Origin of the sequence: Undibacterium sp. Ji42W, from assembly GCF_049340405.1 — a bacterium.
GTDB lineage: Bacteria > Pseudomonadota > Gammaproteobacteria > Burkholderiales > Burkholderiaceae_D > Undibacterium.
Genome location: NZ_JBMPOV010000002.1, coordinates 595,026 through 607,389, shown reverse-complemented (window position 1 = coordinate 607,389; position 12,364 = coordinate 595,026). Strand labels below are relative to the sequence as shown.

Sequence of the window (12,364 nt, the reverse complement as noted above, 5' to 3'; positions counted from 1 at the left end):
TTGCGCAAGACTTCATTGCTTAATTGCCTTGCGCAAGTGTCCCACTGCTGTTGATGAAATCAGTTGCGGGTATTTGTGTCAGAATGCTGTTTCAGCCTGAAGGCATGGAAACGAATACAGTAAAATGATGTTAAACGACAAGCAGCAATCTGACCTGGCGCAAACTTTGCCAGAGCATCCGTGGATATCTCTTGAAACTGCACTGGATGTTGAAGCCTGGATGGATTTGCAACACCGCGAATTACAACAAGCTCTGGGTGACAAGCCGACTACCGGACAAGGCATCTGCCTGACCTTGCTACATGGCGGCGAGCTTTACCTGCATACCAACTCCGATGGTGATGTCATGCTGGACCTGACAGAAGAAGCACAATGGGTCACACCTGTTCTGACAGCTGTGACCCGCAGTACGCCCCCCAAGGGCCAAGTCTGGGGTTTGCCAGGCCATGTACTGATACAACTGATACTCGGCCTGAATACCCTGATCTCCAGCAACCGGCTGGTATTGCGCCATCAATACAAGGGCGGCCGCATAGCCTGAACCCTCCTCGCCGCCGCACTGACTTCTGTGTTCGTTTCTGTACTCACCTCGGCGCATAGATGCGTGCCAATTCACCACTCTGGTGACCTTGCATGATCGCTTTGTCGATTTTCTGCAGCAGGCCAGGATCGCCATCAGTGCGCATGGCAATATGGATATCCACCGATGACACCGGTCTCGGCAATATGCAAAACAATTTGCTGCTTGCCTGTTGTTTCTCACCGGATTCTGCCGCGTATTGCTGGTTGATGTGGTTTTCCAGTCTGCGTATATTGCCACTTGAGCTATACAGCAAGAAAGCATCCATACGGCGCATGCTTAATTTCCTGAAGCGTCCCAGGTTATTGCCGGTGTCATCTTCGACCTTGAACAGGTCATTGCTGAGGCGGTCAAATTCTTCCCCATAGCTGGTGCCGCGTACTATGCCTATGGTCTTGCCTTTCAGGTCGTTGATAGAATTAAAAGTAAACCTGGCATTGCAGAGTGTCACCAGCACAGCCTGGTCGCTAAAGATGGGGGCGCTAAACTTGAAGCTGCGCAGGCGTTCACGGGTTTTCGACATCCCAAAAATCAGGCCTTCACCCATGGCTGCATTTTCCACTGCTCTTTTCCAGGGATAGCGCCGTACTTCAAACTTGAGTCTGGTATGTTGCTCAAGGTAGCGCAGCAATTCGACGACTTCAGCAGTCAGCGGAATGACATTGCCTTTGCCATCCAGTTCTTCGCTCATCAACAACACCACCCCGGGTTTTGTTTGTGCATGTGCCACACTGACCCAGCCAGCGCAAACCAGCAAGATGCAACACAATAAACGTGTATAACTTGGCATTATCGACAGGGTTTGAAAGCATACGCCTCATCTTATCGCAAATTATCTGCTTTGACTGTTGGCTGCTACCGGCAAAAGCTGGCCGGATGTGTAAAGCTTGTTAAATATGGCAAACCATTGTTGCGCTCCCCCAAAAAAAAGCAAAAAGGGTTCATGCAAGACATGAACCCTTTTGAACTCAGGTGAACTTGTTTAATTTGCTACGCCATTCCTGTCGATCTTGACAATGCGGGAACCACCCGCTTTCTTGACATTAACCTCTGCCTCACCCGGCCCAGTCACCTTGATACTGGCACTGTCGAGCAATAAATCGCGGGCATGCAGGTCACCACTGCCAGTCAGTTTGGCACTCAGGCTTTTGGCTGTGCCTTTCAGGCGGGTTTCACCTGGGCCATGCATCAGGACTTCCAGCGCGGCTTCAGATTGCAATTCCACGTCAAAATCACCAGAGCCAGAATTCTCCAGCTTGAATGCACCTGTAATGCCGCGGTAACTCTGGTTCGACGGGCCATTGTTGACGATCTGTAAATCCCTGATTTTCAAATGATCTGCATTGACATCGCCAGAGCCACTGCTGGTCAGGGTCAGGACAGTAATCTCGCCACTCAGGTCTAGCTCACCTGGGCCATTGCTGCGTATGCTGGCCTGTTCTGCCCTGATGTCCTGGATCTGGATATCGCCGGAGCCAGACATGTCCAGTTCCAGGGCCTTGATCGTTCCTCCCAGTTTTACGTCAGCAGAACCATGCTGCACCAGCTTGACGGGAACAGATTGCAAATTATCAACACTTAAGCCGCCACTGCCGTTGATGCTGGCATCCAGTGACTGGCTCACAATATTCATATGCGTATCACCAGAACCATGGATTTCGACCTCAGCCTTGCCGGTCTGCAGTTGTTGCAAATCCATGTCGCCACTGCCATTAGACATCAACTTCAGGGCATTCACCTTGCCGGTGATCTTTAGGTCACCAGAGCCATTCAGGTTCACCGCCAGGCTGTCTGCCTGGAGCTCACGTACCTCAACATCACCACTGCCATTATTATTGATACGGTTCAGGCCAGTGACCGTGACCCTGATCGTGCCGGGACGGTTATTCCAAGTGAAGCTATAGGATTTACGCTTGCTGCGTATGATCAGAACCTTGTTTTCCACCACGGTTTCAATTTCCGGCACCAGATTGTCGTCGCCACTGATTTCCAGTGCCGGGGCTGAGCCATTCGTGACTATCACATCAAAGAAGCCGGAATTTTCTATGGCACTGAATTCAGTCACCGCACGCTGCTGGGTAAGCAGTTTGCCACTACCCTTGATGGCATCGCCATTGACCCTGACTTCACAGCCACCGAGCAAGACTGCCAACAGCGCCAGACTTCCTAAAGATTTGATCATGATATCGTTTTGTAATAAGAGTTATTGGATGCTTCTAGTGTAATGTTGTTTTGTGCGGGGATGACAAGCCAAAAAGACAGAATGCAAATTCTGTGTGACCAAGCGTAAATTTGCCGGATAAAGCGTAATGCTTTGATTATCATGACGATATACACTAAGCTGGTTTTTATTTCATCTATCCCAAAAATCACAGAATGACATTGACGCGCCGCCAATTACTAAAAAAAGGGCTCTTGCTCGGTACCACTGCATTAGCCGGTCCGCATGCCATTCTGCATGCTGCTGATATTGCCAACGCTGTCACTGAAAAACATGCGCAACCAACTCCACCGCCTGACCTGTTTGACTCTCAGGCGCTGGACATAGAATTCTGGGTCAAACCCCGCACCATAGACCTGATACGCCCTGCCACTGGTGAGCGTAGCAAGATACTGTACTGGAAAGACGGCGAAGTGCTGGAATCCGCCTACCAGCAACTGTGCCACCTCCTGCGCGACGTTAATGGCAAGGAAACCGCAGCCATAGACCCCAAACTGCTGGAAACCCTGTGGGCCACCCAGGCCTATATCGCCCGTTTTGGCATGACCAAGCCGCTGGAAATTCTGTCCGGCTACCGTACCCAGGCTTCCAACACACGCCTGATAGAGCAAGGCGTGCCCGCAGCCCGCAAATCCCTGCATATGGAAGGCAAGGCCGCCGACATCCGTATCCCTCAACTACATGAAGAAATCCTGGGTGAACTGATACAAAGTTTCCGACAGGGCGGCGTCGGCTTTTATTATCGCCAGACTGCCCAGGGTGGCTGGATACATACGGACACTGGTTTGCAAAGAAGCTGGAAAGGCTGAGTCTGCCAGGCAGGCTCAGAATACCGGCTTGTTATAGGTCTTTCGGGATTTTGCTAGCGTCTCCAGTCATAACGATGCTCCATTGCTCAGGTTGCAGATATTTTTTTGCAGCTTTGTTCAATTGCTCCAGACTCAGGTTTTGCACAGATTGTTCTCTCCTGGCATACCAGGAATAGTCTTCATTCGTATGCATGACGCTATTCCATTGCTCGGTCAAAGACTTGTCATTATTGCGGGATTGCTGCCACTGTTGCAGCAATCCTGTTTTTGCCGTGGTTAACTCATCCTGGCTAAAGCCTTGGCTGACGACCCGCCGCAATTCTTCCAGCACGGCCTGTTTGAGTTTGTTTATGTTGGCTGAAGCAGCGCTGGCTTTGATTTCCCAAGTGCTGCAAGAATCAGTCTGAAATGGAGAAATATCTGAATGGATGCCATAACTCCATCCTTCCTTGACGCGCACGCGTTGCCCCAGTCTGGACCCAAAGGTATTACCACCGATCAGGTGATCGATGACTTGCAAGGCGATAAAATCTTCATCCTTGATGCCTACCGGCAAATTTAGCTGGGCAAGGAAAAAACCATTCTCTTTGCCAGGCGTATCGATGAATTTTTGCAAGGACGGACGCCCCACATAAGTTTTGTGGATTTCTGCATAAGGAGACTTACTTTCCCAGCCACTGAATTCCTGGTTGAGTACAGCCTTGACTTCTTCCACATCAAAATCGCCAATGATGGCCAGATGTCCACTGCTGGCACCATAAAAGTTCTTGTGGAAATCAATCAAGTCAGTCGGCTTGATGGCGCCAAGAGCGGCAACCACTTGTTCTGAAGTTTCATGGGCACGCATGTCGCCAGCAGGATAGGCATTAAAGTGCCTGGCCAGTTCATCCTGTATCAATTGCTGGGGATCAGCACGTAATTTCTGCCATTCCTGTTTGAACTCGCCAAGCTGACTGTATGCCTGGGCAAAGCTAGGCTGTTTCAGGTTTTCCACCATCAATTGCAAGGCCTGTTTCAAATGGCTGCGGTCGGTGGTGAATCTGGTCACGCCACCCCGTATTTGTGCGTTTTGACGTTCAGCTTGCAGGGTTTCCTTGCCATAGCGACTTGTGCCATTCAATAAACCCTGCATCGTCATGAATTCTACCCAGCGCTTGTTGAACAGTGTCTTTTCATCGCCCCAGTGCAGCAACAGATCTACCTCGACTGCCTGCCCCCGTGTGGGCTTGCTCAGCAAAGCGGTTTCTATATGTCCTATTTTTAGTCTTTGCGTATTTTTCTCGATGTTGCTGATCGTGCGATCGAATTCAGCAACTGCGGCATATTGATCGACATACGAAAAGTCTTTCATGACCTCTGCAAGCGATGGCGACTGAGGCATCTGGGTGTTCGTACTTTCATCCTCAGACAATAAGATACCAGCCGTCCGGTTTTCTTTGACGAAATAGCGTCTTGCCGCATCCTGTACCTGTGTTGCCGTCAGGCTGGCAACACGTTTTTTTTCCACAAACAGCAAGCGCCAGTCACCCGCGGCAATATAATCAGACAAGCGCAGGCTCAAGGTTTGTGGATTATTCATGGTGCTGACGAAGTTATTCACATACGCATTTTTGAACAAGTCCAGCTCTTGCTGACTCAGAGAATGCTGACCAAAAGTTTCGACTGCCTTGGTCAGCTCTTGCGGCCCTTCTCCCATGTCCTTGGAGGGGAAGCTATTGCTATAAAATACGGCCAGGCCATTTTCTACATTGCCGGCCATATTGAATCCTGGCCTGATATTACTAAGAAAAACGTCACCGGTTTGATTGCGCAGTTCGCGGCCAGAGGACAGGATGGCTCCTGCCATCTTCAAAGCAGCATAGTCAGGGTGCAATAATGAGGGCTTGTGATAAGCCAGCATCATGCGGTTTTCTTTCGATTTTTTTCTGACAAAAACCTGTCGCTCGCCTTGCTGGGCTGGTTCAACCGTGATTATTTTAGGCAGGGCAGATCTGGGTGCTGCGATACTGCCAAACTGGCGGGAAATGACAGGCAAGACTGCATCGGCATCAAATTTTCCGGCGACTACCAGTACCGCATTGTCCGGGCGATAATACGTGTGATAAAACTGCTTGAGCTGGTCAATATTAACGTTTTCTATATCGCTCTTTTCGCCTATCGTGCTATGACCATAGCCGTGCCAGTCAAAGGCAACAGCCTGTACACGCTTGAACAGCATGTCGTAAGAATTGTTTTCCCGCAGTTCCAGTTCATTGCGTACTACCGTCATTTCTGTATCAAGCTCAGACTTTAATACCTGAGCATTTTGCATGCGGTCTGCTTCCATACTCAAGACCCAGTTGAGTTCATTCTCACTGGCTTCGAATGTGGCGTAATACAAGGTGTAGTCCTGAAACGTAAATGCATTCGATTTCATGCCACGGTTGAGCAATTGCTGCAGGATTTGCGGGTAGTTCTTGCTACCCTTGCACATCATATGTTCCAGCAAATGGGCATATCCTGTTTGCCCTGCACTTTCATGCTTTGAACCCACCTGATAAATCATGCTGACTGTTGCCGTGGGTTTGGAGTTATCAGGTATCAACAAGATTTTCAACCCATTTGGCAAACGATATTCACTGATACCTTCGACGGTACTCAATTTCTCTACAGTTGTTGGCAAGGCCGTTGCCGCCTGTGTGTGGCTGTTGGTACACAGCAGGTGCATGGCAATGGCAATCGCTACAACCGGGGTTTTGATGTTGGGCATGATAACTAATAAACGGGCAATAAAAAACCGGAAATCCAGGATTTCCGGTTTGATGACAAACAATAATTTATTTCGCCACAACTGCCTTGGCCTTGGCTTCATCCGCAGCAATAAAGACACTCATTTTGGCTGGATCTATATAACGGCGGAAGGCATCGTTCACCTGCTCTACCGTCAGTGCCTGTATCTTGTCATCCATGGCTTGTGACCATTGCCATGTGCGTTTCAGGTACAGATTACTATTCCAGCCGCTGGCGACCGCACCATCGCTGCTGCGTCCTTGTACTCGCTGTTGCAAGAGCCCGGACTTAGCCTTGGCTAACTCGTCGGCTGTGAAGCCTTCCTTGAGGGCGCGTGTCAGTTCTTCCCTGACGGCGATTTCCAGTTTTTCCAGATTCTGCGGTGCTGCCGTGGCGCTGATGCTGAAACTACCTACCGGGTCGATTTCACCTGCAGTCAGGCTGGAGCCGCCGCCATAAGACAGGCCGTCTTTTTGACGTATGCGCTCCATCACGCGTGAATTCATACCGGCGCCACCACCAAAAATATAATTAGCCACACGCAGCGCAGGGAAGTCCGCATCATCTTCACGCAAGCTCAAATTCATGCGGCTGGAGTAAACGCCGTTTTCCTTGTCTGGTGTGTTGAATGTCTTGCGTACTGCCGGAATGTCTTCGCGTTTGCTGACCAGGCGGGTGTAAGGGGACTTGCTGGTCCAGCCATCAAATACTTTGGCGACGGTCTGTTTGGTGCTATCCACATCAAAGTCACCGACGATGGACAATTCACCTTTGGATACGCCATAGAAATCCTTATGGAAAGCCTTGATATCTTCAAGCTTGGCATTACGTATGGCTTCCAGTGTTTCATCCAGTGTCATGGAGGCACGTACATCGCCTTTTGGATAGGTATTGAAATGCTGTGCCATCGCACGGCTGGCAACGGCAGATGGTTCATTACGTGACGCTTCTGTGTTGACCAAGGCTCTTTCTTTCAATTGCTTGAATTCGCTTTCCGGGAAATTGGCTTCCTTCAAGACATGCGCCACTAGTTCCAGTGCTGCTGGCAAATTGGCTTTAGTGGTCTGGAATGAATACAGGCCGCCGCTCATTTTCAGCTTGGACATTTCATCTGCCAACTGCGCGCGTGAATATTTGCTGGTACCTGTGCTCAGCAAGCCGCCAGTAAAGCCCATGACTGTGGATTTGCCGAACAGGGTTTTTTCATCACCCCAGTGCAAATTCAGTGACACATTCACCGTTTCACCACGCGTTTTTTTAGGCAACAGCGCCACTTGCAGATTGCCGATATTGCTGACTTGTGTGCGCTTGTCGATGTTCGCTGGCGACGGGTCAAACACTTCGCCAGTCAGGGTTGCTGCCTTCGGTTTGAAGTCTTTCATTACTTCAGCAATGCTTGGTGCGGCAGGTATGTCAGCGCGTTGTGGATTGTCTTCTGGAATGAAGGTGCCAACGGTACGGTTGTCACGCACCAGATATTTTTTCACCGCGGCAGTGACTTCTTCAGAGCTGACTTTGTCTGCATCATCCCTGTCCTTGAACAAATAGCGCCAGTCACCCATGGCGATATATTCAGACATGCTGACACCGATGGATTCATGGTTATTCAGCAGCTTTTCATAGTAGTTGGCATTGTCGCGTTTCAGACGTTCCAGTTCTTCCTTGGTGGGTGGATTTTTCTTGAAGTCTTCTATGCCTGCCAGCAGCGCATCTCTCGCTGCATCGACAGATTCACCTTTCTTGACGACCGCACCAATGATGGTGAGACCGGGTTCAACTTGTCCCAGGCTGCTTGAAAACACTTGTACCAGTTTGCCACTTTCCACCAGTTGTTTATGCAAGCGGCCATGCGGTGCACTAGCCAGTATGCTGCCTGCATAGTTCAGTGCATCACGGTCATGGTGCAAGCCAGCCGGTACCTTATAGGCAATCATGACCATCTGCACATCACCCTTGCGGCGCACGACAAAGCTGCGTTCACCATCCTGCGTTGGTTCTGTGGTCCAGAACTGTGGCAGGCTACGTGTTGGTTTTGCGATCTTGCCAAAGGAGGCATTAATCCATTGCAAGGCTTTTTCAGCTTCGAATTTACCGGCTACCAGCAGCACTGCATTGTCTGGCTGGTAATAGTTACGATAAAAACCTTGCAGGTTTTCTATCTTGACGTTTTCTATATCGCTGCGGTTGCCTATGGTTGAATTGCCATAGTTATGCCAGTCAAAGGCCACGCTTTGCAGGCGTTTCATGAGTACTGCGCCGGGTGAGTTTTCACCACGTTCATATTCATTGCGCACCACCGTCATCTCGGTGTCGAGGTCTTTTCTGGCGATATTGGAATTGACCATGCGGTCAGCTTCCATCTCCAGCGCCCATTTCAGGTTTTCATCACTGGCCTGGAACAGTTCAAAATAATTGGTGCGGTCCAGCGAGGTGGTGCCATTGATGCGCATGCCACGTTTATTGAAATCTTCAGTGATTTTAGGATTGGTCGGTGTGCCCTTGAACATCAGATGTTCCAGCAAATGCGCCATGCCGGTTTCGCCATAGTTTTCATGGCGTGAGCCAACCAGGTAAGTGACATTCACCGTGACGGTAGGCTTGGATGCATCTGGCATCAGCAACACGCGCAGGCCATTGGACAGACGGTATTCCGTGATTCCCTCAACGCTGGTCACCTGGCTGACGCCTCTGGGCAGGGTGTCTGCCAGGGTGACGGGTGCGGTAAACAGAATAGCACCGCCCAGTACCAGAGCGCGCAAGACGGGTTTGAGAGTAAGCTGCATGCCAGAGCGTAGTTGTTGCATAAAATCCTTCTATGATGTCAGGGTACAAAAATAATAAATCCGCCGGGCAGATTACACCTGACGGATATGATTTATGAAAATAGTTAAAGTTGCAGCTATTTTGTAATAAAGATAGACGACATTTGCCGAACGGCACTAAATGGCTGTAGGGGCTGTGGGCCATTTCAATTGTAACTATGTGTTAAATATAGTCATTTGTCAATTGTGTGCCGGTTTGTGCGCGGACTTCACTTCCAGCGTTTGGCTGCCACTCCAGCTAGCACCGGGTGCCAGCATGATGGGGCGTAATATCGTCGCTGCCTCCACGCACAGCATATTGTTTTCACCACCAGCATGCAGGTCATTGATCTTGGCCGCGCCTGCACCGGGGTTCCAGATCACGGCATCGGCAAAACCGCTGCTGCGTATGAGAGTGCTTTGTTGTGGCTGGCGCAATTCCAACTGGGCCGGGACCTGGCCATAGATGCGGTCGGTTTCACCACTGATGCGCAGGCTGGGCTCCGCTTCCAGACAATGATCTGCCCCTGTAACGGTATCGAGGTAATGCAGACCCTGCAGGCCATACAGGCTGACATCTGCAATATCCTGCACCGCCAGATAAGTGTGCAGGGCTGTGCTGAAGCTGAAATTGGTGTCGCCAGTATTGAGTATCTCCAGCACGATTTGCAAGCTATTGCCGAGTATGCTGACGCGCAGTTCTGCGCGAAAGACATAAGGCCAGATAGTCAGGCGGGCAATGTTTTCTTTGAGTTCATAGATGGCCTGGGCCGCACCGCTTTCCAGCAAGTCAGACTGCAAGAGCTTCCATTCAGAAGTGCGGGCAAAACCATGCTTGGGTAAAGTACCTTGGTTGGAAAACTGCGGGAACACCACCGGCACACCACCACGGATGGCGATACCATCCTGAAAGGCCGAGGTCTGGCTCATGAATAATTGCTCAACCCCGCCCGCAGGTATCCAGGAACACAGATGCGCGCCCTGGCTGGCAATTTTTGCAGTGGCACCGTCTTGGGATGTGAGATTGAGGAAATTCATGCAGGCTTTCTTTCAGTAAATATTGATATGTATCAGTGTAATGGAAAGTTGCGCAAATGGTATGCGTTCGATCTCATGCACCGCGACAAAAAAAGCTGGCTTTCGGTTAGTATGACAGACACAAAAATGTCACGGAAGTAAAAGCCATGCCCATCAGCTATCTCGCCGTTAAACACCTGCACCTGACTTGTGTGGGTTTGAGTGGCAGCCTGTTCCTGTTACGTGGCATCTGGAAAATGCGTGGTTCTGCGATGCTGGGCCAGCTCTGGGTAAAAGTGTTGCCGCATCTCATAGACACACTCTTACTGGCCAGTGCATTGACACTGGCAGTATTGAGCGGGCAATATCCCTTCCAGCAAAACTGGCTGACCGCGAAATTATTTGCCCTGATACTGTATATCGTCCTTGGCACAGTAGCCTTGAAACGCGGCAAGACGCCAGCCATACGCACTGCTGCTTTCATCGCTGCCATCCTGGTTTTTACGTATATCATCAGTGTTGCCCTGAGCAAGCAAGTCATACCATTCTGATCAAATACAGAGTAGAGATATTTTTAAGAGATATTTTTCATGAACATCTATTTTTGCAAACCAAAGTTCCGTCTCAGCCTGCTTGCTGCCCTGCCCTTGTTATATGGTCAGCAGGTCTTTGCCAGCGAGACCCTGCATGAACTGGCGCAAGATTTGCAGACTGGTAAAACCACGGCACAGCAAATCTTTGATAGCTATGATGCGCGCATACAAATGTATAACCAGGTCATACAGGCGGTGACCACGCGTAATCCTCAAGCCAGGGCTGAAGCTTTGGCAGTGGATCAGCAAAAAACACCGCGTGGCAGACTGGCGGGTTTGCCCTTGCTGTTGAAAGACAATATCGCCGCCCGCGGCATGGTGACCACCGCTGGTTCACTGGCATTGGCAGATAACCTGGCAGTACAGGATGCGCCCGTGGTCGCCCGCTTGCGCGCTGCCGGTGCCATTATCCTCGGCAAGGCCAATCTCAGTGAATGGGCGAACCTGCGCTCATCCCAGTCCACCAGTGGCTGGAGTAGTGCGGGTGGACAAACCCGCAACCCCTATGCACCTGAGCGCAGCCCCTGTGGCTCCAGCTCTGGTTCAGGCGCTGCCGTGGCTGCGCGTTTGATCCCTGCTGCCATAGGTACAGAAACCGATGGTTCCATCGTCTGTCCGGCATCGGTGAATGGGCTAGTAGGTTTGAAGCCCACCGTAGGCCTGGTCAGCCGTACAGGCATCGTCCCGCTTAGCCATAGTCAGGATACGGCTGGCCCCATGACCCTGAATGTACGCGATGCCGCCATGTTATTGAATGTCATGGCTGGCAGCGATGCACAAGACCCGGCTACCCGCACAGCCAACCGCCACCGCAGCAAAGACTATACGGCAGGCTTGCAAACCACCGCCCTGCAAGGCAAGCGGCTGGGCATAGTACGCAAGCTGGTGGATGGTTATGATACAGCGACCAAAATACTGTTCGACCACAGCCTGGCTATCCTGATTGCGCAAGGCGCCACAGTTGTTGACCAGATAGACCTGCCTTATCTGGAAGAGCTGGACAAAGATGAATTGACGGTCTTGTTGTATGAATTCAAGACAGACCTGAATGCTTATCTGGCCAAGACGCCAGCCACAGTCAAAACCCGTACCATGGCAGACGTAATCGCCTTCAACAAGCAACATGCAGACACCGTCATGCCCTACTTTGCGCAGGAATTGATGGAGCAGGCGCAAGCCAAAGGCAAGCTCAGCGATGCCGCCTATCGCCAGGCCAGCGCCCGCATCAAACTGCGGGCAGGCAAGCAGGGTATCGATGCCGTGCTCAAGAAATACAAACTTGATGCCCTGATTACGCCAACGACAGGCACCGCCTGGCTCATCGACTATAAGGCAGGCGATGTGCTCGAAGGCAGTTCCAGCAGCCCGGCAGCAATAGCCGGTTACCCGCACCTGACCGTGCCCATGGGCCAGGTCAGGGGGTTGCCAGTTGGCTTGTCACTGTTTGCCGGTGCCTGGTCAGAGGCAAAATTGCTCAACATGGGTTATGCATTTGAGCAGGCCAGACCAGCCCTGCCTGGACCCAGCCTGGCAACCACAGCAACGGCGGAAGTCAAATAGCCAGCTTGTTTTGA

The 12,364-nt window shown here is 50.9% G+C and carries 9 protein-coding genes; 4 read left to right on the top strand and 5 right to left on the bottom strand.

Features of this window, described 5'->3' with window-relative positions; all coding sequences use genetic code 11:
• Window positions 1-127: 127 nt before the first annotated feature.
• Window positions 128-541, top strand: a complete 414-nt coding sequence (locus ACO0LG_RS05970) for a hypothetical protein (protein WP_423024280.1) — start codon at window positions 128-130, stop codon at window positions 539-541.
• A gap of 43 nt (window positions 542-584) precedes the next feature.
• Here ACO0LG_RS05970 and ACO0LG_RS05965 read toward each other — a convergent pair whose 3' ends face one another.
• Both ACO0LG_RS05965 and ACO0LG_RS05960 read right to left on the bottom strand, forming a co-directional pair.
• Window positions 585-1,370, bottom strand: coding sequence for a substrate-binding periplasmic protein (locus ACO0LG_RS05965; protein WP_423024278.1), 786 nt, complete (start codon window positions 1,368-1,370; stop codon window positions 585-587).
• 192 nt (window positions 1,371-1,562) lie between these two features.
• Window positions 1,563-2,762, bottom strand: coding sequence for a GIN domain-containing protein (locus ACO0LG_RS05960; protein WP_423024276.1), 1,200 nt, complete (start codon window positions 2,760-2,762; stop codon window positions 1,563-1,565).
• A gap of 194 nt (window positions 2,763-2,956) precedes the next feature.
• On the opposite strand from ACO0LG_RS05960, the gene ACO0LG_RS05955 reads away from it, so the two are divergent.
• Window positions 2,957-3,610 (top strand): YcbK family protein, encoded by a 654-nt coding sequence (locus ACO0LG_RS05955; protein WP_423024275.1) that lies wholly within the window; start codon window positions 2,957-2,959, stop codon window positions 3,608-3,610.
• Between the two features lie 31 nt (window positions 3,611-3,641).
• Here the strand turns inward: ACO0LG_RS05955 and ACO0LG_RS05950 are convergent, their stop codons facing one another.
• The 3 genes from ACO0LG_RS05950 to ACO0LG_RS05940 form a co-directional block, all read right to left on the bottom strand.
• Window positions 3,642-6,359, bottom strand: coding sequence for a M16 family metallopeptidase (locus ACO0LG_RS05950; RefSeq protein ID WP_423024273.1), 2,718 nt, complete (start codon window positions 6,357-6,359; stop codon window positions 3,642-3,644).
• 67 nt (window positions 6,360-6,426) lie between these two features.
• On the bottom strand, window positions 6,427-9,183 hold the full coding sequence (locus ACO0LG_RS05945; RefSeq protein ID WP_423024271.1) for a M16 family metallopeptidase: 2,757 nt from the start codon (window positions 9,181-9,183) through the stop codon (window positions 6,427-6,429).
• Window positions 9,184-9,381: 198 nt separating this feature from the next.
• On the bottom strand, window positions 9,382-10,218 hold the full coding sequence (locus tag ACO0LG_RS05940; protein WP_423024269.1) for a D-hexose-6-phosphate mutarotase: 837 nt from the start codon (window positions 10,216-10,218) through the stop codon (window positions 9,382-9,384).
• A 146-nt stretch (window positions 10,219-10,364) separates the two neighbouring features.
• Between ACO0LG_RS05940 and ACO0LG_RS05935 the strand changes: the two genes are divergently transcribed.
• Together ACO0LG_RS05935 and ACO0LG_RS05930 are read left to right on the top strand one after the other, a co-directional pair.
• Window positions 10,365-10,748 (top strand): SirB2 family protein, encoded by a 384-nt coding sequence (locus ACO0LG_RS05935; protein WP_423024267.1) that lies wholly within the window; start codon window positions 10,365-10,367, stop codon window positions 10,746-10,748.
• A 39-nt stretch (window positions 10,749-10,787) separates the two neighbouring features.
• A complete protein-coding gene (locus tag ACO0LG_RS05930; RefSeq protein WP_423024265.1) occupies window positions 10,788-12,350 on the top strand; it encodes an amidase in 1,563 nt (520 codons plus the stop codon).
• Window positions 12,351-12,364: the final 14 nt, after the last annotated feature.

What these genes read in the sequence shown, in the direction of transcription:
- ACO0LG_RS05970 (WP_423024280.1), top strand. Translation starts at nt 128, where the DNA reads ATGTTAAACGACAAGCAGCAATCTGACCTGGCGCAAACTTTGCCAGAG.
- ACO0LG_RS05965 (WP_423024278.1), bottom strand. Translation starts at nt 1,370, where the DNA reads ATGCCAAGTTATACACGTTTATTGTGTTGCATCTTGCTGGTTTGCGCT.
- ACO0LG_RS05960 (WP_423024276.1), bottom strand. Translation starts at nt 2,762, where the DNA reads ATGATCAAATCTTTAGGAAGTCTGGCGCTGTTGGCAGTCTTGCTCGGT.
- ACO0LG_RS05955 (WP_423024275.1), top strand. Translation starts at nt 2,957, where the DNA reads ATGACATTGACGCGCCGCCAATTACTAAAAAAAGGGCTCTTGCTCGGT.
- ACO0LG_RS05950 (WP_423024273.1), bottom strand. Translation starts at nt 6,359, where the DNA reads ATGCCCAACATCAAAACCCCGGTTGTAGCGATTGCCATTGCCATGCAC.
- ACO0LG_RS05945 (WP_423024271.1), bottom strand. Translation starts at nt 9,183, where the DNA reads ATGCAACAACTACGCTCTGGCATGCAGCTTACTCTCAAACCCGTCTTG.
- ACO0LG_RS05940 (WP_423024269.1), bottom strand. Translation starts at nt 10,218, where the DNA reads ATGAATTTCCTCAATCTCACATCCCAAGACGGTGCCACTGCAAAAATT.
- ACO0LG_RS05935 (WP_423024267.1), top strand. Translation starts at nt 10,365, where the DNA reads ATGCCCATCAGCTATCTCGCCGTTAAACACCTGCACCTGACTTGTGTG.
- ACO0LG_RS05930 (WP_423024265.1), top strand. Translation starts at nt 10,788, where the DNA reads ATGAACATCTATTTTTGCAAACCAAAGTTCCGTCTCAGCCTGCTTGCT.